19 protein-coding genes are annotated in these 25,453 nt (G+C 41.4%); 5 read left to right on the top strand and 14 right to left on the bottom strand.

Annotated features, from left to right (window positions below):
- Positions 1-6: 6 nt before the first annotated feature.
- The 14 genes from FRX45_RS19030 to FRX45_RS18970 all read right to left on the bottom strand — a co-directional run bounded on the left by FRX45_RS19030 (position 7) and on the right by FRX45_RS18970 (position 21,537).
- Positions 7-6,615, bottom strand: a complete 6,609-nt coding sequence (locus tag FRX45_RS19030; protein ID WP_152270066.1) for a hypothetical protein — start codon at positions 6,613-6,615, stop codon at positions 7-9.
- Between the two features lie 9 nt (positions 6,616-6,624).
- Complete coding sequence (locus tag FRX45_RS19025; RefSeq protein ID WP_152270065.1) at positions 6,625-11,478, bottom strand: hypothetical protein; 4,854 nt, start codon at positions 11,476-11,478, stop codon at positions 6,625-6,627.
- Between the two features lie 24 nt (positions 11,479-11,502).
- Positions 11,503-11,928 (bottom strand): GPW/gp25 family protein, encoded by a 426-nt coding sequence (locus FRX45_RS19020; protein WP_152270064.1) that lies wholly within the window; start codon positions 11,926-11,928, stop codon positions 11,503-11,505.
- Positions 11,929-11,983: 55 nt separating this feature from the next.
- Positions 11,984-12,274 (bottom strand): PAAR domain-containing protein, encoded by a 291-nt coding sequence (locus tag FRX45_RS19015; protein ID WP_152270063.1) that lies wholly within the window; start codon positions 12,272-12,274, stop codon positions 11,984-11,986.
- Positions 12,275-12,391: 117 nt separating this feature from the next.
- Entirely contained in the window at positions 12,392-14,167 is a 1,776-nt protein-coding gene (gene vgrG, locus FRX45_RS19010; protein ID WP_152270062.1) for a type VI secretion system tip protein VgrG, read from the bottom strand.
- Entirely contained in the window at positions 14,167-14,874 is a 708-nt protein-coding gene (locus FRX45_RS19005; protein WP_152270061.1) for a CIS tube protein, read from the bottom strand. The genes vgrG and FRX45_RS19005 overlap by 1 nt, the downstream gene beginning before the upstream one ends.
- A 2-nt stretch (positions 14,875-14,876) precedes the next feature.
- Positions 14,877-15,047 carry a DUF5908 family protein gene (locus FRX45_RS23360; RefSeq protein ID WP_193311776.1) on the bottom strand — a complete coding sequence of 57 codons (171 nt, stop codon included), beginning with the start codon at positions 15,045-15,047 and terminating at the stop codon, positions 14,877-14,879.
- Positions 15,048-15,053: 6 nt separating this feature from the next.
- Entirely contained in the window at positions 15,054-15,527 is a 474-nt protein-coding gene (locus FRX45_RS19000) for a phage tail protein (protein WP_152270060.1), read from the bottom strand.
- A gap of 2 nt (positions 15,528-15,529) precedes the next feature.
- Positions 15,530-15,997: a phage tail protein gene (locus FRX45_RS18995; protein ID WP_152270059.1), complete on the bottom strand. Its 468-nt coding sequence runs from the start codon at positions 15,995-15,997 to the stop codon at positions 15,530-15,532.
- A gap of 39 nt (positions 15,998-16,036) precedes the next feature.
- Positions 16,037-17,008 carry a hypothetical protein gene (locus tag FRX45_RS18990; RefSeq protein WP_152270058.1) on the bottom strand — a complete coding sequence of 324 codons (972 nt, stop codon included), beginning with the start codon at positions 17,006-17,008 and terminating at the stop codon, positions 16,037-16,039.
- A gap of 40 nt (positions 17,009-17,048) precedes the next feature.
- Positions 17,049-18,062: a hypothetical protein gene (locus FRX45_RS18985; RefSeq protein WP_152270057.1), complete on the bottom strand. Its 1,014-nt coding sequence runs from the start codon at positions 18,060-18,062 to the stop codon at positions 17,049-17,051.
- 50 nt (positions 18,063-18,112) lie between these two features.
- A complete protein-coding gene (locus tag FRX45_RS18980; protein ID WP_152270056.1) occupies positions 18,113-19,507 on the bottom strand; it encodes a phage tail sheath C-terminal domain-containing protein in 1,395 nt (464 codons plus the stop codon).
- A 54-nt stretch (positions 19,508-19,561) separates the two neighbouring features.
- The gene (locus FRX45_RS18975; protein ID WP_152270055.1) at positions 19,562-20,908 is read right to left on the bottom strand and encodes a hypothetical protein; all 1,347 of its coding nucleotides are present in this window, start codon (positions 20,906-20,908) and stop codon (positions 19,562-19,564) included.
- Positions 20,908-21,537, bottom strand: coding sequence for a DUF4255 domain-containing protein (locus FRX45_RS18970; RefSeq protein ID WP_152270054.1), 630 nt, complete (start codon positions 21,535-21,537; stop codon positions 20,908-20,910). Before FRX45_RS18970 ends, FRX45_RS18975 begins: the two co-directional genes overlap by 1 nt.
- A gap of 888 nt (positions 21,538-22,425) precedes the next feature.
- On the opposite strand from FRX45_RS18970, the gene FRX45_RS18965 reads away from it, so the two are divergent.
- Genes FRX45_RS18965 through FRX45_RS18945 form a run of 5 tightly spaced genes read left to right on the top strand, consistent with a single transcriptional unit; the run spans position 22,426 to position 25,327 of the window.
- Positions 22,426-23,256, top strand: coding sequence for an ABC transporter ATP-binding protein (locus FRX45_RS18965; RefSeq protein ID WP_152270053.1), 831 nt, complete (start codon positions 22,426-22,428; stop codon positions 23,254-23,256).
- Between the two features lie 13 nt (positions 23,257-23,269).
- The gene (locus FRX45_RS18960; RefSeq protein ID WP_152270052.1) at positions 23,270-24,043 is read left to right on the top strand and encodes a hypothetical protein; all 774 of its coding nucleotides are present in this window, start codon (positions 23,270-23,272) and stop codon (positions 24,041-24,043) included.
- A 27-nt stretch (positions 24,044-24,070) separates the two neighbouring features.
- Positions 24,071-24,442, top strand: a complete 372-nt coding sequence (locus tag FRX45_RS18955; protein ID WP_152270051.1) for a GntR family transcriptional regulator — start codon at positions 24,071-24,073, stop codon at positions 24,440-24,442.
- Between the two features lie 14 nt (positions 24,443-24,456).
- A complete protein-coding gene (locus FRX45_RS18950; RefSeq protein WP_152270050.1) occupies positions 24,457-25,128 on the top strand; it encodes a GIN domain-containing protein in 672 nt (223 codons plus the stop codon).
- 19 nt (positions 25,129-25,147) lie between these two features.
- Positions 25,148-25,327 carry a hypothetical protein gene (locus FRX45_RS18945; RefSeq protein WP_152270049.1) on the top strand — a complete coding sequence of 60 codons (180 nt, stop codon included), beginning with the start codon at positions 25,148-25,150 and terminating at the stop codon, positions 25,325-25,327.
- Positions 25,328-25,453 lie beyond the last annotated feature (126 nt).

Below are 25,453 nucleotides of genomic sequence, written 5' to 3'. Positions count from 1 at the left end.
AACAGGTTACTTTGCATTTCCCAAAAAAAGATTATGTATTTCTGTCTCATTCAGGCCGGGTTCAAAGGCCATGATCTCAGCAAAGCCCCAGTAATCATATAAAGCCTTCATATCTGTTTCTGCTTTTCGCAGCTTTTCAATAATTCTTTTTAATTCGCCGGGCTTAGGCTTATCCTTACCATTAAAAAAAATCTTATCTAAAAAATAACAAATACTCGTTTGCAGCAGTTCCCGCACTTGTTTTTTTGTGAGCCTTTTCCCCATTTTTTCAGGATTATTATTTTGCAGCACTTCAATTATCAATTTTGTTAGTCTTTGCTGCGTTGGATAAGGATCCAGCAAAAAACGCTGCACTTTTGCTGCTACAGTATTATTGTCCGATTTTTCAAATATATCATCTGCAACCTTCCTGTATTTAGCAAGGCGGCTGTTTACCACCTGGCGTTTCTGCCTGCCTGGTTCGGGATTGTTCCCTGATAAAGCAGTTGCTGGTTTATTTTCTTTTCTGGTGATGGCGGATTTTTTAACAGGCGAAGTTTTTATTTCTTTTATTGCATTCAACGGCTGCTCTTCTATGTTTAATAGGGGGACACCCGGAACATCCGGATTATCGGTTTCACTTTTTTCACAGGGTTCAAATTTGTATTGATCACAGTTTTGATCATACCAGCAATAGAGATCATTGATCTGAGACAAATATGTATTCTTTCTTTCTGTATTATCCGCTTCATCAAAACAAGGTCCGGCATGCTGTATATCATCTCCGCAGGGAAGACATACCATACAATCATCCAAACATTCATAGTTGCGGTCAAATAAGAATGCAAGAAAATCACATACAGAGAAATCATCAACACAATTTTTCTTTTGTGCAAGCCAGCGGCCCCAGCCCTTATATTTTGTTTCGAAGCAACAAAAATCGTGTGGCGCCAGCCACAATATGCGCAGCAATATATGTGCAGGAGCTTCGCGGTATAAAATATTTTCAAGCAACGCCCTGTTCTCTTTTTTGCGGAAACGTTCCGGCCAGGCAGGCAATACGATGGTAGCAATAAAAGAATACCGGTCGGCGCCCGGAACAAAACAGATATCCTTTTCTTCCGTGCACGGATCATCGGCCTGAGCAGGCCATACAAAACGACATCCTGTTTCATCTTCACACTGCTTATTGTATTGTTCGCAACGGCAATCTTCCGGGTTGCACCGCGGGCGTAGCAAAATATGTTCTACCAGGTGCAGCCCTTCGCTGTTGATCCGCTCTCCGGCACGGGTTACTGCTTCACAAGCCATCTCGGGGCTGGTATAACATTGTGGGTTAACCGCTACTATTTCACTGCTGTGCCAGTTGCGGATAGCTGCTTCCTGCCAGTACCAGGTAATATTTTCATCGGCTATCACCGTATTCCTGCTGAACTGAATGGCAATGCCATAGGAATAGCATTCACAATCAAATACAGGCTGGTAATAGCTGTAGTTCAGTAACAACCTGGTAATCGTTTGTAAAGCTTGCTCCGCTTCCGCGCATGAGGCATAGCAACAATCACCTTTCCATGCAATATAACAGGTTGATTCACCTTCTGCGGCTTCACTGCCGCAGCCGCAGGGCTTTTCTTCCAGCATGTCTTCACTGCAGGTATTGAAGCCGGGTAATTTTATTTCTATACAGTAGCTGTAATTATTGCCACCGGTTTTTACATCCATCGTTTTTTTTACCGGATAATAGCAAACGAACAACTGCAACATTTCTTTCCATGCTGTAAGGGTTATATTTTTCTGAACTGAGGCGGCAACTATTTCATTTTGATCGTTCCTTAAAACTATTCTTCCTTCCTCTTCCTTATAATTATTGTCTGAGTCAACGCATCCGGTTAAAGCTGCTATCCTGTCGCTTATACAATTATTGTCCCCGTTATTGATAAGAACAGCGGCAAACACAACTCCATTGCCATTTCTCAATACAACTGCATTGTCATTATTTTCAGTTTGCCATGCTTTTTTTTGTACTGTTTCCTTAATTGACTGGTACAATTTCAATAATGCCTCATCTCTTTTTTGCGGTGTATCATATTTGCAGGGATGATAAATAAACCCGGTGCCGCAGGCCACATAAAATGAATAACAGCAGTCTTCTTTTCGCCTGTACATATGAAAAGCGTTCCCGGTTTGTGAAGTACAAATGAGTTTTTGCACGCCTTCCCTGCCCCAGGCCTGCTCTTCCGTACTAAAGCGTTCAGCGCTTTCTGCCAGCACTTCCCTGAGGTAAACGCGGTATATGGTTTTATCATCAGCACACCAATCACAATCCGCGTAATAGTTGCCCGGGTACCACAAAAGCATGAGGAAAAAATCAAATTCCTTCTTTGCTTCTCCGGAACTGGTATAGAATTTTAAGCTCTGCCATTTTTCAGTCCCCTGCTCCGGAGATAACAATGTGAAATAATATACATATGGCTCATTTTTCTTAACACAATTATCCGTATGGGTTTCACCGGGATTTTGTTCACAGGGAAAAAGTTCATAAAACCGCTCTGACTTATGCTGCACCATCCGTATGGGATATGTAAGTGCCATTTTCACTAGTGCAGCTATCACCACATTATCCGTAACGCCCAGCGCATCTTTCGTTGCTGCAGGTACAAAAACAATACTGTCGTTATTGCCGAAGCTATCTGCATTATGAATAGGAGTTTCTGTAAGACTTATGGATTTTCCATAATTGACCGGATCAGATGCCATGTGCAGCAGCAACAGGTAATTTTCGGTAAATGCTTTTTCTGCATCGTCACTGTTTTGGTAGCCTTCCGTGCTTTCAAAAAGAATCAGCGGTTTTCCCGTCGAAGGACCTGACAGATAAAATTGATTCAGACATTTAAGCTGGTAGTGATACCAGGTGATCTTTGTGACCTCATCTTTTCTTTTATTAATGATATCGCCACCCATACAAATTTGCAGGTAGCCGGCACCGTATTTAAACAATTTAACCAGGTTCTTTAATTCCAGTGCAACACTATTTTTATCAGCAAAAGGCTTGCTATAAAAAGCAAAAGGCCGGTCTTTGTCTACCAGCCGGTACACAAACAAGCCCTGTTCACTAACAGGATCTATACGCACACTACCAGAGAACGCGGCAGGATCAGTACTTTCTGAAAGGCGTTGTATTTCTCTTTGTTCCAGCAATAGCTTATCTATAGCAGTTTTTAGCCTGGTTATATCTCCAGGATCCTCTTCAGTAATTAGTTTTGCAGAGCTAACAGGTATATCATCCCTATGCGCCACTAAAAAAAGCTCATGTTTGACGGCGTCAACGCGTAAGGTTGACAAGGCATTATAAAATAAGGTGGCGGCGGCAAGCGCCTCTTCCGGATTTGTGTAATCATGTACACTATAAAATAAATACAGGTTATTTTTCTCATACCCCAGACTATAATTGAATTTCCAGCGATGGGGCTGTTTCTCTATTGCGATAAAGTAACGATTCTTTTTTACAATATTAAGGACCAGAAGCTGAATCTGCCCCGCTTCTGCTTCTGTATTGCTTTCAATTATACAAACAGCCCTTACGCTTCCCTGATCTGCTATCCGGATAGTAAACTTACCGGTTGCAGTGTTCCGGAAAATTTCATAGTTCTGCTCACTGGTTAATAAGCCCAATAATACAGCGACATCTGCGAGTGCTTCAGCAGCATCATTAAATTCATTTACGGATTGAAATTTGAAGTTATTTTCTTTATCTAACAGGTCATAGGTAAATCGGTCAGGTTTTCCGACGATGCTGTTATTAATGTCAATTTTAAAAGCATCTGTATTAATAAAGGATAAGGCACCGGTGCTTTTTACATCATAAACCAATGCGCCCAGGGGAGCAGCACCTTCACCATATTCCCATTTTTTACGATCGTCAATTTTCGTTATTGTTTTCAATACTGCTTTTCGCGCTTCTTCTTCAGAGGAATAAAACGCTATTGATCTGCGAACCTGCTTTCCACCGGAATCATTTAATCGTGGAATATATATATAGGCGCTTTCAAATACTGCGGCCGCCGGATCTTTTGGTATAAACAGTCCTGTAATGTTACCGGCAACAGCCATCGCGTCTTCTTTTGCAGCATATTGAAACGGGAAAACCGCTGAGAGGTTTGGCGCGTAATGCAGGGTTAGTTTATACGCATTATCATATTTGATAAATTCAGGTTGATAATTTTCCTTATCGGGTAAAGCTGTAAACAGGGCTCTGGCTGCCATCAATGCTTCGTCTTTCGTATCAAATTTTTCATCAATCCTGAACCAGGAAGTGCCGGCAATTTTTAATATCACTTCAAACTGCTCTTCATATTCAGCTACTTCAAAATTGCAAAGACTACGCCGCTTCCAGTTAGCGATTCCGCTGGCGGCTTTCACTTTTTTTTCGAAGCCGGAAACATTATCATTGTTCCAGTTGTTCTCTAAGTAATCGAAGGCTTTACCCCTGTTGCTGCTGAGATCTGCGTAATGCGTTAAAAATATTTCTTTGCTTTTTATACCGGATGATGCTGCGTCCCGGTTATTGGAAAAACCAAATGACAATAGCGCGTAATCGGTAAATTGTTCGGCAAACCTGGAGAGCAGGTGATTTAAAAATTGCTGCCTGCGTTGCACAAACAATTCCTTGTTTTCAACAATCAGTTGCAGGTATTTTTCAAATGTGAGCAGGTTGAGCTCAATATCAAATGAAAAATTACCGGTTGCAGAAACAAAGGAACGATAGTTCTCACTAAACGTTCCGATGTATTTTACTGAACTGGCATTTTCCGCAGCCTCCTGCAAATTTTTAAAATATTTTTTACTAATCAGGGCTATTTCATCAGAGCTGGTAAGGATATAATAGTAAACACAATCATCGGCTTTAGTAACATACACACATTCGTATTGTTCAAATACAAGGTCGTTCTTCAACTGGCTGATAACTGTATCCCTTTCGGCCACGGTGGCAAAAGTATAGGGTTCGATATTATCCGGCGATAAGTCCTTTAATGTATTGTTCTCTTTAAGCTCAAGCAATTTCATCTTATCTACCGGCAGCACCAGTATAGTGCCCTCTGTGCCCAAAGCATTTGCATTGCTTTCATTGCTATTAAAACGAAGCAGTTTCTGCAGGTCGGGAACGGATGAAAGCTGGCTGATAAAATAAGTATGATTTTCCCCGTCATTATCTGATGCCGATAAAGCGAATAAAGAACGCATATGCTGCAATTGGGAAAGATAATTGGCTAACAACTGATCGAAAAACAAAAGATAGGCCTTCAACTGATAGGCCTGCGCTTTTCGCGGGGAGGAAGCATCATCCGGCAGCCCGCCTTCCGCAATGCCATATACCCTTGGAAATTCATTCTGTATGGAATAATAATCACCCAGGTCGTTCCTGTACACTCCCTTGGGAATTTCACTGTCGAGATAAGGCGATGGCGGTTGATGCAGCACTTTTCCGTTATGTGCAAAGCCGATCTCAAAAAGGCCTTCAAATTTTTTTACATCTATAAATACGGGCATGCCATTCCTGCTAAATTGAAATCCCGAACAACCCAGTGAAAATTCCGGAACATGATTTTGGGGAATATGGTATTTCCAGCCCTTAACAGGATATGTAATACCAGCATTACAGGTTTGCAGGCGAAGATTCCGAATTGCGTTAACCCCTTCTACGTCAAATAAAACATGATATACATCCGACAAATGAATCTCTTTTCTCAGCTTCAGTTGTTCCAGTTCTTCGGTATCCGCAAAACCATGGCTTTCGGTAATGTTATAAGGGCGTCCGGCAAAAATTTCATCTATTGATTTTTGTTTTTCCAATAACTGCGGAAGCGTATAAAACCGGGGAGCGGGGGAAAAAAAATCGCTCAATCTTTCTACTGCATCCATATATACCTTTTCAGCATCGGCGCCCTCTTCCAGCTCTATATCGGCGCATATACCTGTTTCCTGTTTACATAAGAAATAAATATCAATAAAATCTTCACAAAGGTTCCTGTGCGCCATCAGTGCATCTTTGATCTTACCTTCCATGTCCTTCAGATACTTTTTCTTTGCTTCAGGATCGTCTTTGTATATTTTTTCAACGTGCTCTTCCAGGTCAATATACACATGATACAACCCATTCAGATAATCTGTGCATTCCTGCCCGCTGGGTAAAGCGACAGCCGTTGCCGTTAGTACAGGACCAGGCTGGCGGGGAGGGCGACAGAAATCAATCTCATCTGTTGCAACTTCCAGCCAGGCATTTTTAACTCCTTCTATATCTATGAGCAGCTTTCTAAAATCGGTAATGGTAAGCGGGTTACAGGTCAGTATTTGTGCAGGTGTGAAAAAATTGTTATCCTGCGACTTATCGTCCGGGTTCGGGGTAAGCAGATCTTCTACCGGCAGGTTGGTACGATACCCGAGATCGAGCAATGCATAGCACAACATTTCAAGGATAGTGATACCAGGGTCGTGCACATTATGATCTGTCCATATCTTACCACCCAATCTTCCCAGGTAATCAATACCTTCCGTTCTTAGCTTATCAAAATCCAGGTAATCCGGGAAGCCCGAATTTTGTTTGCCAATAAGTGTAATATTTTTTGATTCTTCTGCCATCCCAAATGATTATCCTATGATGTCTTTTATGCAATAGTCAACAACCGGTATTCTTTTATTTTCACAGCAATCCATTTCCAGGCCCTGTTCATTATGGCATTTTTGCCATTCCTCACAATCATTACCCACTATACAAACATCAATATCACCTGCAATTAAAATACTGCGCGGCGTTTTAGGACATACCGGACTTACCAGTTCCTCCTCTTTTGTTTTATCCGGCCAGGGATCATCATCATGCCGCATAAGCAAATCAATAATATAATCCACATAATCTCTTGTTTCTAAAAAACGTATAACTTCAGACCGGCCAACACACTGGCCAAACCGTAGCTTATCATATTCCCCAATTGCCCAGGGCGCTAAAAATTCACGGAGGTCCTGTTTCAGCTTTTCTTTATAGTAATTTTCATCTTTGCCCGCGATCAATTTTACTTTTAAACAGAAATGTACTTTTTCATATCGTGGATTCATCGCCCGGAAACGCACAAAAGCTGAACTGCGTTTTTTACAGTATTCCTGTATATCATCAAGCATGCTTACCGGAACCCGCGGCTCAAAAGATTGGGCGGCTTTTAATTGGTTTAAATCGGGAATAACTGCAAGCAGCACATAACCGGGAGCAATGGGAAAATCGTTTTTGTATTCATGCGCATTCAATGCGAAACTGTGATTGATGCATTTTACTTTAAACAATTGAGGAAAAGCTTCCAGCACTAACCGTTCATAATCGAATTTTTGTATCGCCCTTCCTTTGTGTCGCAGCAATTCGCTTACCCTCACATAAAAATGCCCTTCAGCTTCCGGCACACGACCACCAAAGGAATCAAAAGGCTGACTTAATTTTTTAACATTGGCATCGGCCTCATTCAGTTTGGATATAGCGCCGGCCGCCAGTGGCTGAGAAAGACGCAGTTTGTCATTTCCTTCCTCATTGGTGAAGGTAGCACGGACAGCCTGGGTGTATATACCGATGGTTTCGCTAACGGTTTTGCTATTTTTAGGAATGGACGCCTTAATCCAATGCAGTTCTTTGGTAAGGATCGTATTATCCTTTGTCATGTTTTCAGGCAATGCAAATTTTACTATGCCCGAAGTGGTTAAACCATCTGTAGCATCATCCAATACTTCAAAGCCTTTGCGGAGTAATTTCCATTGATTATTATCTAAGTAATACCAGTTCACTTCTTCTATATCCGACTCCGAATCGGCCGTAGCTTCCGCTAACTGGAATAATACATTTACATTACTGCCGGGTTCCAGGTCTTTTAAACCAATAAACAAACTGCCCTCATCACAGTATGTGGGAAATAATGTGGGCTGTAATGTTATCTTTTCTGCTTTATATGTACCATCAAAAGGATAGAGATGAATCAGATCAATATCAGCAATAGTAGCTGTGGCAGTATAATCAAGGGAGATGTTTTTAATGATAGGCGTCCACGGCTCATTAGGGATCAATACGGTTAATGGCTTAACTATTTCCCCGGTAAAAATATCAAAAATACCCAGGAATGTTTGAAGCACGGCCAACTTGTCTTTTGTGTCTATCGTTTTCTGCAGTGCGTTATCAGCAAGCGTTTTACTGCCATGAACCAGTGGAATGAGTGTATCTCTCTCCCCATCGCTTACACTATTAACAGGTGGTGGCGGTGGAAAGCCAATTGCAGCATCAAAAGTTGTATTTAATGCATCTACTATATCCTTAGCAACCTGTGCGGCATCTTTAGATTTGAATATTTCGTCTTTCAGTTCAACAATTGCTTTGCCAAGGCTTCTAAAGACGATAACCGTATTGCCGTCTTTTCTATACACGGCCCCTTCAAGAATGGAATCAGGATATTTTCCCAGGGCCATCATCTGCCGGGCTAAAATAAATGGATAGTCTTTGTGCAAAAAGTCCTGTTCCTGCAAATTGATTTTAATAAATCCTTTTCTGGTATCTGATTTGAAAACAGCATCTGCAGTATCAGTCAGAACAAATGCCGGGTTAAGCTGCCCCGGAAAATCAGAAGATTTCAAAAGTATGCCCTGGTTATAGAAAGGATCCGGTGCACACGGCGGCGGAGACGCCGGAGTAAGTTTGGGGATTGCGGGAGGAGGAACAACATCAAATAATTTTCTATTGAGCACTTCGTCAACCCAACTGCCATTTTGAAGCACGGAAACTTTAATTTTAAAATTATCCTGGTCCAATCCAAATACCTGGAGGTTTACATCTTCCACCACGTAGGCATTATAATATTCCCTAAAATCATTGGGTTTGTCTTTCCAGTTTAAATTAACCCTTACCGAATTCCATTTCTTGCAAAAAACTTCACCCGATCCTATATAAAAATTGGGACCCGTTTGATTGTGAAGACAATAGCTTTTTGTTTTGTCATTAATCAATGCTCTTATTGCTATTTTATCGGCATTATTGAAAACCGGGTTATTGCTATTGTCTTTTATATCTAAAAAAAGTTCCAGCTCATTTTTTGCTATTACTTTTTTGAATCCGTTTGCAGGAGTGATGAGACTTTGAAGATAGTTTCTGGCTTTAACAGAGATAACCGGCGCTGCGTCGTTAACAAAAGCCTGTGTAATGCAAGCCGTTGGATTGACCACACTAAAATCAACAATGTCTGGCCGCGTTCCAAACGGATATACAAGGCCATTTGCATCCTGTACGCTCTCGTCATTCTGTACAACAAAATTTTTGAGCCCGCATACGCTTACATCAATCCTTGTTGCATCGGGCGGGTTGTTACTTAATTTATCCAATATAGTTACATTCCGGAAAAAATGATATAAGGATACAGTATGCATATCGGAGAATGATGCTTTTAACAAACAACAATTATCGGTATCTCCTTTATTTTCTATCCTTTCTTCCAGTTCATTACCTGTAAATACCAATTTTATTTTATCATCCAGTTCAATTTTAACCAAAGGCAGGGTGGTATTAAAATCCTCCTTCAACTTTTCTTTGTTATAAAAGCCTACAGCAGGTTGATCGGGTGTAAGCGTGACATTGATCTGCAAAAGAAATTTACCTGCAGCAAGTGCAGGGCTTATAGTAATGGCTAAAGCGCCGGTTGGTTCAATCCATTCCTGCTCCCCGCTGAATAACAGCTTTAAAGCTTTCCGGGGTTTAAACAGTTCATCCAATACAGTTCTTTCGGCAGGCAAAGCGGCGTTGTAAAAAATATCCCAGCGCGCTTTTTTTATAACCGCATCATATTGCTTTATTTCTTCCGGGCAATAGCATACTTTCCTTTCGCGGATAAGAAAAATGCGCAGCTTTTTTTCCAGTTCTTTACTGATCCCTTTTTTTACTGCATCCACAACCAGGTGCTCACTGATATAATAATACGTTTCATTCAGCGCCGCAACAATGTCATTGTAAAAACCGGGGGAATCAATAAAATCAGGATATTTTTTTTGCAGGATGGTTGCCGTTCCCGGCGTACCGGGTGTGCTTTCCTCGCAGCAGTTTTGCGATGGTGGTGTTTCCGCTATGGTTATCTTATTGCAGTAATCATCTTTTAATCCGCAGGCTATTGTTATATCTATTGTTCTTTTTCCTTCTTTCATTAGCAACACCGGTGATGCGAGGATAAACCCTATCCGGGCATTGGGATATGGCTGGGCCAACGATTTTTCGGGGTCGGTGTATTTGCTGAGCTTAGCACCCAGTGTTGCAAAACTGCCGGGATCAGTATCCTTAAAATCTTTTATCAGCCCATCCGCCTTATCTGCATTGGGCGCCATGTATACGCCTTCTACATAAGTATGTTCAAATGCATTCTGATTATTAAGAAAGAGCGTGCGCTTATCCGCTACCTGTGCTTTGTTCACAATCATTTCTTCATCGAGCGCAAAGCGGATTTCTGATTTGTTATTATCTTTCCCGTCTTTAACTAAGAGTCCTTTTTTCAGTAAATATTTATCCAATTGTTTTTGGATTTCAAAAACGATATGCGCTTTATCTGGCACTGCTTCACGGGCTTTTAATTTCAGAACCTGTTTGTAAAAAAAATCAAGATGCTTTTTAGTATATGTATTCAGATCTCCCTGCAGGTGTTGAAACAATTTCAAAAAAGCAAACAACAATGCTAAATGAGGCGTATGATTCTTCTGCAACTCTTCTTTCAGCGGGAAAAGGCTTTGTTCCATACTTTGCGCAGCAGTACCGGCAATAATGTGAATAGCATCCAAAAAGAAAGGCAGGAGGCTTACAACCTGATCTCTTAAAGAGATAAGCCGTTTGCGTTTACTTTTACCTTGCGGTTTACAGTTTTCTTTTGCGTTCTCCACAGTCAAATCAAGGTTCCACACTTCGTTTGCAGCAAGACGGGCAAAATCAACCGGTTTTATGCAATAATATTTTACCGCTACATTATTATTGCAGATCATTTTTTTTAACGGCTCCCGCAGTTTGTCCTTAATCAGTTTTTCAACAACCAGTTCTACCGGAAGTCCGCTCCCCTTTAACTGCAAATGCCAGCCATTGATGCGGTTAATAACCTCCTGAAATACATAGTGAAGCAGCAATTGCAATCCGGCTTTGGAGGGATGCCTGCTGAATGTTTTTTTATAGTGATCAATTTTTTCGGTAACAGCGTTTATATCATATTTAATAATGGCTGCCAACGTAAACGGAATACTCTTTTGAAAAAATGGCTGCCAGTCGCTTACATTCAGCTTTTCATCGTAATAATTAACATGAGGAGAAAGTTGTACAAAGTAATGCAGTAAATCAGCTATGTTGCGCCCGTCAATTTTTGGTGAGGCAGATAATAAGTCATCCATCACCCGCTGCTGCTGACTTACACCGGGGTCGTTTTGAAAAGGATGTATAAGGTTATTGCAATCAAACATGGTTCAGTAAAGTTGTTTTTGCTACTACACCGGCTTTAACGCTTCATTCTTATAATAATCATACACATAATTAAACCGCGAATTGGTTCCTGGAATGGTATATTCCACATTAATGATAAACCGCCCTTCCATCAAATCAAAAGAACCATCGGGCGTTACTTCAATTTTGTCTACTACGATGCGGGATTCATAAATTAAAATGGAGGATTGCACCCTGTCTTTTATAAAACCGATCATGGAACTACTGAGCGGCTCAAACAAATAATCATTGAGGTTGCATCCGTACCGGGGTTGCATCACCCTTTCGCCCAGGCTGGTAGACAAGAGGATGTTTAAACTCTGTTTAATATCTTCTTCATCGCTCACCAACGCTACCGTGGCTGCATCCCTGTCGAAAGCGGGGGGAAAAGCCCAGCCTGTTCCAAGAAATGAATTGAATTGTTGGTTCATCTTTTTGATTTAACACTTTAATTGTTTCACGCATCTTATCACTTATCACTTTCCATCATCCTCCAATCTGCACCGTTGGCAAACCCATCACAATTACCCCGCCATGCGCTGTAAGGTCACCCTGTCTTGCTGCCGGTCTGCCGCCAATGAGCACGGTGGCCGATCCTTTTACAATGGTATCGGGCGGACCAACACATACCAACAGATCGCCCACTACTGCCGCAGGAAGACTGCCAATCAACACTGTTGGCACGCATGGCCCGCTTATTGGCCCGCCTACATGTGGCACCACACCAGTTACCATTGGGCAGGTATGCATATCAGATAGTCGTGCTGCGGAAGGCATAGTTGGGTGATATTTATTGTTTATAGTTTATGGTTTGTAGTTTGTGTCCACCTTGTAACCTGTAACCTGAGACCCTCCATCCCCGGGTGCCGATCTGATACCTCACCACCTCACACCTCAATTTATCTTCACCAATGACCCACTGATCTCTGTAATGCCCTGCGCTTTCAATTTAGCCAATGCGCCTTCCAGGCTTAAATTGCCATCTGCCTTAACACCCAGCGATGCAGCACCTATTGTAAGTGATGCAGCGGCGGATAAAGTGAGGTTCACGCCTGCTTTTATTTCCACGTTCTTAGGACTTTCTATTGTAATGCCCGAAGTTGCCATCGTTATTTTATTGCTGTTCTGATCTTTTATTTCAATCTTCATTCCCTGTTCGTCTATGGTTATACTATTGCCTGCCGGGGTATCAATGGTTATGGTTTTAGTATCATCGTTAAACTGCAGATGCATTTTGCTGCGGGTGGTAAATCCTTTTTCATGATTTACATCCTGCGCGGTAATGGGAGCCGGTTTGGCGCTGCTATGCAACATGCCCAGTACTATGGCATCGCGCGGATCATCATTAATAAAACCCACAATTACCTCATCGCCAATTTCTGGTCTAAAAAATGCACCCCGGTCTTCTCCTGCGTCCAAACTGGCAATTCTTGTCCATATGCCCTGGTCATCATTATCAATTACCGGAATTTTTACCCTTATCCGGTCTTCTCCATCAGGATCATTTTGCAACTGAACTACAATGCCAATCTGCAGTCCGTGAACAGCTCCTGCCAATCCTGCAGCCGGTGCATCTCGCATATCCTGATGAATAAAAGCATATCTCTCTGGATCAAGCCCGAACTGCACATGCGTATCCCACATCCCATTCCCCATCTCCTGCTTCACCGCTGTTACATAAGCCTTCCCTTTAAAGCGTTCACCAACACCCTCAAGCTTTACCATATCACCGGGTTTAATACCGGCAAAACCTGTAAATTTTGCGCGTCCCCTTATTTTCGCCAGTCTGCTGCGCAGCATAATGCCATCTACCCAATCCTGCAGTTCCTGTTCCAGCGCATGACCGCTATGTTTCATTTCGTAAGCATTGAGATTGATCGCTTCGGCCAATTGGCTGCCTGCGATATTTCCATGCTGTGCAAAAGCAGCAAACTCATCGGCTTCAGCTTCAAATAACTGCTGGTTGGCATAATCCCACGATGCGGCCTTTACATTTTTCCATTGAGTGCGGGCATCCATCTCCGCCTCAAATTCCAATATGGATGAACCATAGGTTACCTGCAATACAGGTTCGGTTGTGGTGTCGGGTTTCGAAATTTTTATCACCCCATCATTTACATTCACCAGCATGGCATTGGCTTCGGCGCGCAGTAACATAAAATCCCAATCGCTGAGGTGATGCTGCACCAGGTGCTTATGCGTAAATTTTGTTTCTGCAACATCGGCCTGCAATCCGTTGTATCGTCCGATCAGTTCATCAAAGAGCCGGTTATCTTTCATATTTTCATAATAGCGGCTATGCCTGCCAGTCGTCATCTTTACTGCTTCATCGCGGCATTCAATTTGCAATTCGCCATCACCATTTTCTTTTACCCTGATGGTGTGGCGGATGATGATACCTTTAAAAACCTGTGTATCATCTCCATCGAGCCCTATTTTAATCAGGATCTTTTTACCCGGAATAAAGTCATTGCTATTGCTGATCTCAAATGATTTATCGCTGGCTTCGCCGTCCCGTAAAATAATTTTAGCAGCGGGAATGCGGTTGATCTCCTTAGCTACAGATAGCGACAATACCTGGTAAGAAGGATTGATTGCCTGATCATCTACCAGGATACTGAAAGTAGCAACATCGTGCTTTGAAGCATTGGGAATTAATATTTCTTCCATTATGTTTCATTTTTATCAAAGGGTGGAAAAAAAAGGCCGGTTCCTGCTTTTATATTACGGACATGGGTAAGTGCATTTGCCTTACCTACCTGCAAAAAATATTTTGAATCGTTGTATATCCTGAAGGTCATGAGGTCCAAACGGTCGCCCTGCTGCACTATGCGCTGATGGGTAAGATCGGCAGATTGCTGCCTTTCTTCGGCCAATCTTTCCTCCCTGGCTTTATAGTTTAAAAAAGTAGCGTTTAGTCTTGCCCGTAATGGCTCTCCATCCTGGTTGAACAGGGTGTGGTTAATATCAAGGTTAGACAGAATGCAGCGGAACCGTATTTCAGAACCCCATATCAATAATAAAAATTTAGGGCGATGAATTTCTCCCTGGTATTTATAAACACTGTCTAAGAACTTTCTGATCTGGCCATGCACTTTCATTGTTTTAAGAGAACTATCCTCCCCTCCGTATCCTTCCATGGTTTGAGTGCCATCCAGAATGAATTCCAATCTTAATTCTTCCGGCACGGTTGACCGGAACCGCAGGTCGGTTCCATGGCTGCCATGCCCACGCCGCTGATCAAGATCAATTTTTAAATTCTTAGTAAACGATTCAGGATTGATGGGCGCCATAAAAGCGGGTTGCAAACGGCTGATCCCTTCGCCGGGATCAACAAAATTCCTGTCGAGGAAAGCATATATCCTGAGTTTTTCCATGACTATCGTTCTATTTTATCTTTTAATATGGCTAACACTTTTTCCACGCAGCTATTGATCATTTCTTCATTAGGGGTAACTGCATTATTGGTGGTAGGCTGTAATGCATCGCCTGCTGTTGTTTCCTGCGTAACAGTTGCTTTTATGACCAGCTCCCGAACTTCAATTGGCATGATGTATCAATCATTTAAGATGAGATAATTATAATTCAGTTCCAGTGTTTCAATTAATACTTCTCCCCGCTCCGCGTTCAATTCACCTATTTTCCAGCTCCGGGGCCATACATTATTAATTGTCCAGTGCATGAGTGGCTGATGTTCTTCATTTAAAAGTTTAATGTGCACTGTAGGGATCGGCATTACCTTTTCATCGTCAAAAACCTGTTTGAACCATTTTGTTATCCCCGATTCGGTTGGTGTTAATACCCCTCTTTTTAAAATAAGCGGGCCGTACTTTCTTCTTAACGGTATAACATGTTCAAAACGGTTTTCGCCTCCTTCTCTTACCGTTTCCGTATCTAAGGTGGAATCCAACCCCGTTACCGATTGAAAACTGATATCTAACGCCTGCGCTTCCCTTACAAATTCAACACGAAAATGAAAGTTCACCGTTTGATAAAAGTTATCCGGGTTTCTTGTTTTTTCAACTGCCATAATTAATCAACATTCATTATTTCCAAGCCTTCATGTACCAGTTCCATGGTTTCGATTGCCACCTCATTGGCATCCGCTTTAAGATCGGTTGATTGTATTTTGGAAGGCCACGCATTCTGCAGTTTCCAGGTAATAATGGCTTCATGGTTTTCATTCAGCAACTTAATGGTAATGGTTCGGCGATACATAGAGCCTGTTTTATTTCCCTCCTGGAATAAATAGGTTTTACGCCATTCTTTATAGTAATCGAAGTCGCCTTCAAACGTACCTCTCTTTAAAGTGATATTGCTGAACTTGGTTAAACCAGGTTGTTTGCTTTTATTGTATTTCTTGCTGTTCCCTTCCCGGTATTCAATTACTTCCGTTTCAAAGTCGAGACCGCTGGCTTCTGTGAAGCCTATTCTGAAATCATCACCCCACTCTACCTGGAAATGAAATTTAGGAATGGGGTAATCTCCTTTGGCTGCCATAATTTTTAATTTTAAAGATGAAGTGAATGGGTTTCTGCATTATTTACACCTGTTTTTGGGATCTACTTCTTTAATAGCAGATTCAAGGCTTTGTTTGCAGGCGAGCAAAGCTTCTTTTTTCTTATTCTCCTTTAATAATTCCTTAGCGAGATCTTCCGCATCTTTTTTATCGGCTTTGTACTGATCATCTATACAATTATAATACGGGTCTTTACAGATGGGGAACAGCAAAACAGGCTCAAGGCTACAGGCGCCAAGACAGCTATCTTCCTGCGCAGGTGCGGTTGCATTTTTGTTGCTACCGGCTTTTGCTCCTGTTGGTGCACAAGGTTCAGCATTATCATCATCACACTGTACATCACAGTTGAAACCGGTTTTCCATTCAGTAATAACGGTAGCCAATCCGTATTCAACTGAAATATTTTTATTTATGCGACAGGCAATCTTAATAGCCGCCATAAGCATTTTAATCAGTTCATCCCTTGTGGCAATAACAATTTCCAATTTCTTTCCATATTCTTCCAGGCATTTTATTATGCCAACACCTGCACCAAGTGCCGGGTTATTTAAACATTTTATACAATTCTGCAAGCGGTCGTATTTTGTTTTTACCAGGTCTACCTGCATATAAAAATCACGTACCATGCAATACAGGGTTTTAATGGCCTTTACAGCCAGCCCGGTATTGGTGCTCACTTTATCAACCTGGGTAAGCAGCATCTCCAGTTGATCGCATATCTTTCTGGCCAGCTCATTGGCCTTAGTCAGCTCATCATACCATATTTTTAATTTATCCCTCCGGTCTGCAATAACCGCCAGTTCATCCTTTAGCTGTTTGGCTTTCTCTTCCGACTCGCTGTATTTTGTTTTCACCACTTTCAGTTCATCCTGCCAGCTATCATAGCAGCAATCGCAGCCCCGTGGATCATCAGGATCTTCCTTATCGCAGCATTCTTTGATCTTAGCATCCCAGGTATCCGCTAATTTCTGATAAGTATGTTCCGTAAGCATAATAATTGATTTAATTGTTTATGGAATAATTCATCTGCTGTCAACCGGCAGTGGTTTCATCATTACATCCGCTGTCATTGCAAAAGGTTTCCTTCACTTCGTCGCATATATCACAAATCTCTTCTTTGCATTTTTCCAGGCGGGGTTTACAATTATCATCTTCTGTAACACAACCACATTTAGGACAACAAATAAATTTTGTAGTACATATCAGCCCTTCAAAATCACTCCTCTTATTGTACAGTTTGTTAGCAGATTTAACAGTTTCCTGAACTGCCTTTACAAGGTCTTCCTGTATTTTTTTCAAAGCATTTTCTCTTAATTTCATAGTATCCTGGATATGCTTTTCAAAAGTTTTGGAATCATCCGAAAGCGTTTTCTGCAATGGATCAAGGGTACCCAGGTTGGAAAATACCTGGATGCCGATCACATCGGAAGAGGCTTTGAAAAGATAATCCACATCAAATCCAAGGGCTTTGGGCATACAGATCAGCTCATCCAGTACCTCTTTGGCATCGCTGCATTCATCAGGTCTGTTGTCTGTTGAAGGTTTTGCATCGCAATTGTTTTGCTGCTCACCGGTTAAAATGGTCATTTGCGTGCAATTGCAACTGTCATTTTTGCAATCTTCCAGTTTACCTGCTGCTGTACGCAAGTCGCCTAATTTTGTTTTTACATCTTTTACGGCCTTGAAAATATTCTTCAGGCTGGCAGAAAGCTCATTGCCCCACTTAATGTAGCTGCTAACATTTTCTTTGACCAGTTCGTTGGATTGAAGCAGCCCGGCGCCTACACATATTTCAGTATTGCGGTAGCGGCGGTAATTATCCTCCGTCCACACAAACATGCATTTCTTTCGTTCATATAAAGTAGTTTGCCCGTAGTAATTGGTTTCATATGTAGTAACCTCGCCTGCTGTTGCATATAATTCGTTGCAGTATTTTTTCCTTTCGGTGCTGATTGACTTTTGAGTGGCGGTATCGTTCTCTTCACAATTGCCGCAGTCATCATCCTGTTGCCTGTAACCTTTTTTGGAAGATGATATGATTGACATGTTGAATGATTTTAAGAGTAAAGAATCATGTTCTGTTATGTGTGGGAATATTATTCCTGGAGCATCTTATGCATGAAACGCAGGATAATGAATTCGGCCGGACGAACTACCGCCATGCCTATTTCTACAATCATGCGCCCTTCCCATATATCTAATTCCGTCATGGTTTCACCCAACCCTACTTTCACAAAATAGGCTTCGCGGGTAGTGGTGCCCATCAGCGCCCCGGCCTTCCATTGCTGGGTGAGATAATTTTCGATCATTGATTTTACACGGATCCACGTATTGCGGTCGTTGGGTTCAAATACAAATCGCTCAGAAGCATTTTTTGTAGATTCTTCAACCATATTGAAAAATCTTCTTACAGAAATATAGCGCCACTCATTGTCATTACCCGCTAATGTTCTGGCTCCCCAAATAATGGCAGGCCCTCTTCCTGCGAAACTGCGGATAACATTTATGGATTTTCCCGCAAGCGTATCTACGTTCAGCCCTTCCTGTTGTTTGTGTGTTACCAATATTTCCGGACGAATAGCGAAATCAATACCTACATTAGCGGGTGCTTTCCAAACGCCTCTTGTATTATCCACTTCGGCATATTTTCCAACTACAGCGCCGGAAGCGGGCATCAGCATTTCAATATCACTCACAGCACCTTTAGCCATAAAATAATAAGCATTGTTTTTTGCTTTTAATTCGGTAAGCGTTCCACTCAAAGAACCATCGCCTACACCAATAATGGTTACGGCATTTTCGTCATCGTACTGGTAATCCAGTCTTGTATAGATGCGGGGATAATAAACAGCAGCGTATTTTACGATATCAATGGTACCAAAATCAAAATCGCGGAGTACCTGTATATTGTCAACAGTAGTATCGGGGTCCATCCATACATCCAAGACAGCAAAGCGGTCTTTCAGTTCCGCACATTGATCCATGGCTTCTTTATATAAAGCATAATAATTGCCGGCGCTGCTCATGTTTAAACCATCGGGGAACAATAATAGTGTAACCTCATTTACTTTTTCAATTTCATCCAGTCCTCCCTGCAGCGTTGCCTGGTCAATTACCCCGCCCCCGCTATAGTCGCCTACTGAAACGATATAACAAGGGCCACCCCCGTTAATAAAAAACAATTGCAGGGAATAATACATCAGGTATGGCGATGGAGCAGTTACCTTACCCTGCACATCAATTCGCCCCCCCTGTGTGGTATCTATCGTTATAGTGATGGTTGTTTCTGGCAGAGGACCTCCAAAAAACTGTTCATATTCCAGCATTGAGGTAATGCGTTTGGGGATATTGATCAGATCGGCCGGCTCTTTTAACTGTGCCTTTTGGGTGTACCCTATAAAGGCAGGAATTGCCGTTTCAACCGATGCAATGGAAGGAGGGAGTTTTGGAATTTCTTCAATATAAACTCCGGGGGTTTTGTATTCTGGCATATGAAAAGGTTTTTATGTTTATAAATCGTTTTCGAAAATCAGGCTCGCACATTATTATGGTAACAGCGGAAACAGGGCGGATTCTGCAACCAAAATGTCTGTATACTGTTTACCATTTTCTGTTTTTATCAATTCAAAAGGGAGTGGGTTGGGCAGGTAATACGGAGTGGTATCGGGTTTCTTCAATAAAAAAGGGGTAAAGCTTAACGGGCGGGGCAGAAGGGAAACTAAATTATCGTTTTGCGGGAACAGGAAATCGGGATGCTCGTTTTTCAGTTTTTTCTTTTTGTCATGGATATATCGCCAGAAAGAAAGCCGGCTCTTCATTCTTATTTCAAAAACAGGCGCAGGCACAATGCTGCTGTCGGGCATTATACGGGTAAGTAAAAAACCATTGTTATCTAATAAATTGAAGGCGGGATCTGTTACCTTAGGATTTATATTGATCAGCCCGCAGCTTTCCCGCAAACTATGGGCATCATTAAAAAACAGGAAACGGCTGGTTTTCGTATTCCCATTGCTGTCTGTTACTTCAAGGGTATAAAAAATATTTTCATCAGCGGCAAAAGCCGGTACCGTGGCAATATCTCCCCTGCTAAAATCAAGCACAATTTTCCGGAGCGGCACAATGCTTTCAAATGCAATTGTTTTTTTTTCTGTACCATATTCATCTCTTGAAAGCACAACAGCATTACCATCTTTATCCTTTAATACTACTTCGGCACTGGTTATATTGTCGGCAATGTTAAAAGCATAAGAAAACCGGAGCGGAAGCAGGATCCTGTCATTTTCACTTACAAAATGATCACCGCTTACATGCAACCATTGTCCGTTTCCATCTTTATCGGTATAAAACGAACGGATGTCGTTTGGGCCAAATAAAGCCTGTTCGCCCTGCTCATACACAAGCGTAGTATCAAAGGGAGAAATATTATTGGATAATACAGGGTAAGGTTTGGAACCGCTAACATTTTCATTAGAAAAATAATAAACCGCATTCGTCAGTTTTTTCATTTTAGCGTTGGTATATGCATCCCAGGCACTATCTTTTCTGATGATCAAAAAAGAAATATTCAATGCATCGGGCAATGGAATTTTGGGTGGATACACTACCGTTCCATCAGGGAGCGTTTGTTTTTGTACTTCAACCGCTACCTTACAACCGGCATAAGAAGGAAGCAATTTTAAGTGATAATCTCCGAATGTTTTACGTACACTGTCCGGCAGCTCAAAACGCAGCTCGCTGTTAATATCCCTGTCGCCCCGTTTAAAACGGTTAAATAAAAAGTTGATCCTGTCGGTTTGTGCCGCCAGGTCAAATACCGTTTGTCCATCGGGTTGGGTAAGATAAAACTCGTGGAGCAGTTTTACTTCAAATAATATTTTATAAATAACCCCCATCAATAACCGATTGGCATTTTTGTAAGATTGGTTTCGATTTCTTCGATCAACGGCACTTCTCTCAGCACCTTACGTTCGGTAATGGCTACAAGCCGGAGTTTATACAACACAAAAGGCATCTGCTTACCACCCAGCGTACCCCATAAATGATTAACCTGTTCAAAGCTGAGTGTATACATTTCGTGGCGGATAGTGAGTTCCAGCAGGTCTTCGCTAGTAAAGGAAGATGTACCTCCCGAAACAGAACCGCCTGCAGAAAAGGCGTTTTTACTCTGGAAAAAAGCGATGACCAGCGACAGCCTTTCCAGCGCGTCTGTGTAACTGTTATTATCCGCCGATTTGTTGCATGCTGTAATAAGCAGGTATAGATTCAGAAAAACAGGTGGATTTTCATACAGGGCAGGATTTGCAAATTCCTTTTTAACGAATGGAGCGTTCTTTAATGTACTTTCTTCTTCGATGTTCACCAGTGTAAAAACAATCTTATCATCTAAGTTCACGCCACTGGTGGAGGATTCAAAAAGCCCTATATTTTCTATTACCACTATATCTTCCGCAGTGGTATACCCATGCGAGGAAAGATAGGTAACCAGTTCCCGGCGCAGTAAACCAAGTGCTTCGTGTATCATACCAGATGCGTTTCAGTGGTGAAGAATGGGTCCATTATCATAGCACAAAAAAATTACAGGTATCAATCAGCAAATTCCCGGAATCTGCTTTTCCCGTGATGTGATATGGATTTTGTTACCAGATTAGAATAAAAGGAGTGCGGAAGTTTGTTTTCGGTATGCGGAATGGTGTTTCCGGACTAAGGTAAACAGTTTCTATATTGAATGCAATAACCTTTTTGTGGTATTTTTGTTACCTCATGTTCTTTTATATTATTAGCATTGCTGTCCTACAGTGTCTATGCATTTTTTGCATAGGAGGATCATAGGAGGCACATAGGTACACATAGTTTTTCTTATTCTTTCGATTGTGGCTATTGCGTTTATCTTCTTTTTCTTAACGCATAGAATCATAGGCACATAGGAGCACATAGGTTTTTTCTTTTCTACTGTGTGTCTACGGGTTCGTTTTCTTTTCTGATCACATAGAATCATAGGCACATAGGAGCACATAAATTTTTTTCTTCTACTGTGTTTCTATGTTCCTACTGTGTCTATGTGTTCGTTTCTTTTCTTATCACATAGGAGGATCATAGGCACATAGGAGCACATAGGTTTTCCCTCCTACTGTATTTCTATGTTCCTACTGTGTCTATGTATTTGTATTGTTACTGGTTTATAGCGCCGGTGTCTGTTCTGGGATAAACTGTATCGGTCATGAAATTAAGATACTAAAAGGGGGAAAGGCGGTAGCAAGGCAATTTATACCATGTAAATAATTGATTAATAATTATTTATAATAATAATCGCGCACCCGGATCAAAAAAATGTTTAATAAAAATTTGGAAAGCTCAAAAGCAGTATTATATTTGCAGTGTACTAATACGATAGTACACTAAATCACTAAATATGGTTTCTGTTCAAAATCTTCACTTTGCCTATCGCAAAAAAAAAGTGTTCACCGGGTTGAGCCTTCAGTTACAACCGGGTTTTATTTATGGTTTACTGGGCAAAAACGGCACCGGTAAATCCACGCTCTTACGCAATATTGCAGGAACGCTTTTCCCTGATACGGGAAGTATTGCTGTAGCCAACGAAGTTCCGGGTAAAAGAAAGCCCTCCTTTTTGCAGGAAGTATTTATGATAGCAGAGGAGTTTTTCCTCCCTGATATCACTCCGGCAAGACTGGCAAAGTACAATGCGCCATTCTATCCCAAATTCAACTACGATCAATTTAACCGCTACCTCAGCGAGTTTGAAATACCGGTTGATAATACGATTCAAAGCATGAGCTACGGGCAAAAGAAAAAAACACTTATCAGTTTTGGATTGGCCTGTAATACTGCTTTATTGCTCATGGATGAACCCACCAATGGGTTGGATATTATGAGCAAGAGCCAGTTTCGCAAGGTAATTGCAAGTGCCTTAGACGAAAACAAATCCATTATCATCAGCACACACCAGGTAAAAGATCTTGAAAACCTTATTGACCGCATTACCATTATTGACGAAGGAAAAATCCTGTTTGATCAAACCATTGAACAGATCACACATCAACTGAACTTCAAAATTTCCTTTGATCCCGAAGAAATTCAGCAATCACTATACAGCGAACCTTCATTAAAAGGCAATGCTATCATCACCCGTAATACTGCGCATGAAGAAAGCCGCCTGGATCTTGAAATGCTGTACAAAGCCATTATTGTAAACCGCGACAAAATTCATTCTGCTTTTAACTGATAAAGACATTAACATGAACAATTCATTTAGTTTCTCAAGGCTGGGGCTGCTCATAAAAAAACAATGGTTCGACAATGCGAAGCTTTACAGCTTGTCTATACTGGCACTTATAGGTTTGCTTGCCATCATATTTATTTTTTGGGCTATTGCAAACGAAAACCGTTATGATGAAGAAGATACTTATATTGTTTTCCTTATCCTTCTTTTTGGCGCAGGGTTAATATTTGCCAGTACTACCTTCGGTGCATTAAGCGATAAAGCCAAGGGTACTTATTGGCTCAGCATTCCAGCTACACATTTGGAAAAATTATTTTGTGGTATTTTTTATTCTCTTATTGCTTTTTTGGTGGTTTACCTTGTGAGTTTTTTCATAATACAGCAAATCACTTTTGCTTTTATCCGGATCAATCCCGATAACGATATCCGGTATATGAGCAACCTGAAAGAACCTGCAATACTATTTTTCTACATTTTTTTGGCGCTGCAGTCCCTGTTCATCCTGGGCTCCGTGTATTTTGAGAGGTTTGCATTTATAAAAACCATACTGGCAGCATTGTTTATCATATTTCTTTTTATGCTGGCAGGCATATTCTTCGCGAAAAATTTATTGCCTCACAATATTAGTATGCGGGGGTTAACCAGCTTTGCAGTATATGGCGATAATGAAATGAAACTATACCGGTTAGCACCCTGGATTGAGGATGCGGTTATAGCATTCGCGAAGTTTATATGGGCGCCTGTTTTTTGGGTAGCAACTTATTTCAGGCTGAAAGAAAAAGAAATATGATCGTGTACCTATTAAAAATTTGTAACCATGCAATTCAAAGATAGTCAGTCAATATACCTGCAGATAGCAGATTACGTGTGCGAGAAGATCCTGCTCGGGGAATGGAAGACGGAACAACGCATTCCATCGGTGAGAGAGCTGGCAGTGCAATTAGAAGTGAACCCCAATACCGTTATGCGCACATTCGATTTTTTACAGCAACAGGAGATCATTTATAACCAGCGGGGCATTGGCTACTTTGTAACTACCAATGCCAGGGAACATGCCCTTGGTTACCGGAAGGAAGAATTTCTGCAGAAAGACCTGCCCGGTGTATTCAGGAATATGTACCTGCTGGGTATGAATACAGAAGAATTGAAACCCCGGTTTGAAAAATTCATTAAACAAAACTTTTCATAACACAATACCACGGTATGAAAACAAGTAACAAAATATTATTGAGCTTATTCGTTCTGCCATTTATAATAATACTTTTTGTATATGCTTCCTTATACGCGAAGTATAAAAACGGTGAATACGTTACAGAACAGCAGGTAGAAAATGAAAGAAGCGCGCTTACCATAGTAGATCATTTTACCGAGATAGACCTGGGCGGATTTAAACGGGGCCATATTTCGATAAAGTATTCCGACAGCTTTGCCATACGTGTAGACAACTGGAATAAAGATCAAATTCAATTTCAGTCGGAAGCCGGTGTTTTAACGCTGCGCTCAAAAAATCAGCACGGCTATTTGCCGGTTACTGTATACTGTCCTGGTTTTATAAAGCTTTCCATTGATTCTGCGAATGCTGAAATTGATCCTGTTGCCCTAACGGGCGCCACAATGAATATCGGCGCTGAAGGAGATGTAACATTCAATGGATCGGCCGACAGCTTAACGGTGAATGTTAAACGCAGTGGTGCAATTACCCTGGGTAGTACTGCCGATGTAAAATGGCTTAATCTCCAACTGGCTGATGGCAGCAGGTTCAACAATGAGCAGGGCAGTATACAACAAATCGGGAACCTGTTGCTGGAAGACAGTGCAACGCTGAATGTGAATGGCAAGACCATGCGCATGATTGCAGAAAAAACAATCCTTTAAAATATTAATATATCAAATCATGAAAAAGAATTTTCATTCCATTTTAATGCTTATTTCACTGATAGCATTATGCATCGTACTGCATCATACCTTACATGCCGGAACGGAACCCGCAAAAGACCAGGCTGTAAATGAAAGATTGATTACGCCGCCCGCAGCCCAGTCCTTTCCATCTGCTTTTTTTATGGGATTGGAATAAGCGCTTTTTGCACCGGCAGTATTACTATACTAAAACAAATGCTATGCGAAGTTTCATTACTTCGCATTTTTATTTTCCTGCCAGGTGTAACACCTGCTGCACCCGGTTTCCCCCTCTCCATAAATT

The sequence above is a fragment of the Agriterribacter humi genome (genome assembly GCF_009192765.1).
Classification (GTDB): domain Bacteria; phylum Bacteroidota; class Bacteroidia; order Chitinophagales; family Chitinophagaceae; genus Agriterribacter; species Agriterribacter humi.
This window is presented reverse-complemented; position numbering and strand designations above follow the sequence as displayed.

Bases quoted from the DNA above. Each gene is read 5' to 3' on its own strand.
- FRX45_RS18990 (WP_152270058.1), bottom strand. From the start codon at position 17,008: ATGCTTACGGAACATACTTATCAGAAATTAGCGGATACCTGGGATGCT.
- FRX45_RS19020 (WP_152270064.1), bottom strand. From the start codon at position 11,928: ATGAACCAACAATTCAATTCATTTCTTGGAACAGGCTGGGCTTTTCCC.
- FRX45_RS18980 (WP_152270056.1), bottom strand. From the start codon at position 19,507: ATGCCAGAATACAAAACCCCCGGAGTTTATATTGAAGAAATTCCAAAA.
- FRX45_RS19000 (WP_152270060.1), bottom strand. From the start codon at position 15,527: ATGGCAGTTGAAAAAACAAGAAACCCGGATAACTTTTATCAAACGGTG.
- FRX45_RS18955 (WP_152270051.1), top strand. From the start codon at position 24,071: ATGCAATTCAAAGATAGTCAGTCAATATACCTGCAGATAGCAGATTAC.
- FRX45_RS18970 (WP_152270054.1), bottom strand. From the start codon at position 21,537: ATGATACACGAAGCACTTGGTTTACTGCGCCGGGAACTGGTTACCTAT.
- FRX45_RS19005 (WP_152270061.1), bottom strand. From the start codon at position 14,874: ATGGAAAAACTCAGGATATATGCTTTCCTCGACAGGAATTTTGTTGAT.
- FRX45_RS18945 (WP_152270049.1), top strand. From the start codon at position 25,148: ATGAAAAAGAATTTTCATTCCATTTTAATGCTTATTTCACTGATAGCA.
- vgrG (WP_152270062.1), bottom strand. From the start codon at position 14,167: ATGGAAGAAATATTAATTCCCAATGCTTCAAAGCACGATGTTGCTACT.
- FRX45_RS19015 (WP_152270063.1), bottom strand. From the start codon at position 12,274: ATGCCTTCCGCAGCACGACTATCTGATATGCATACCTGCCCAATGGTA.
- FRX45_RS18995 (WP_152270059.1), bottom strand. From the start codon at position 15,997: ATGGCAGCCAAAGGAGATTACCCCATTCCTAAATTTCATTTCCAGGTA.
- FRX45_RS23360 (WP_193311776.1), bottom strand. From the start codon at position 15,047: ATGCCAATTGAAGTTCGGGAGCTGGTCATAAAAGCAACTGTTACGCAG.
- FRX45_RS19030 (WP_152270066.1), bottom strand. From the start codon at position 6,615: ATGGCAGAAGAATCAAAAAATATTACACTTATTGGCAAACAAAATTCG.
- FRX45_RS18965 (WP_152270053.1), top strand. From the start codon at position 22,426: ATGGTTTCTGTTCAAAATCTTCACTTTGCCTATCGCAAAAAAAAAGTG.
- FRX45_RS18985 (WP_152270057.1), bottom strand. From the start codon at position 18,062: ATGTCAATCATATCATCTTCCAAAAAAGGTTACAGGCAACAGGATGAT.
- FRX45_RS19025 (WP_152270065.1), bottom strand. From the start codon at position 11,478: ATGTTTGATTGCAATAACCTTATACATCCTTTTCAAAACGACCCCGGT.
- FRX45_RS18950 (WP_152270050.1), top strand. From the start codon at position 24,457: ATGAAAACAAGTAACAAAATATTATTGAGCTTATTCGTTCTGCCATTT.
- FRX45_RS18975 (WP_152270055.1), bottom strand. From the start codon at position 20,908: ATGGGGGTTATTTATAAAATATTATTTGAAGTAAAACTGCTCCACGAG.
- FRX45_RS18960 (WP_152270052.1), top strand. From the start codon at position 23,270: ATGAACAATTCATTTAGTTTCTCAAGGCTGGGGCTGCTCATAAAAAAA.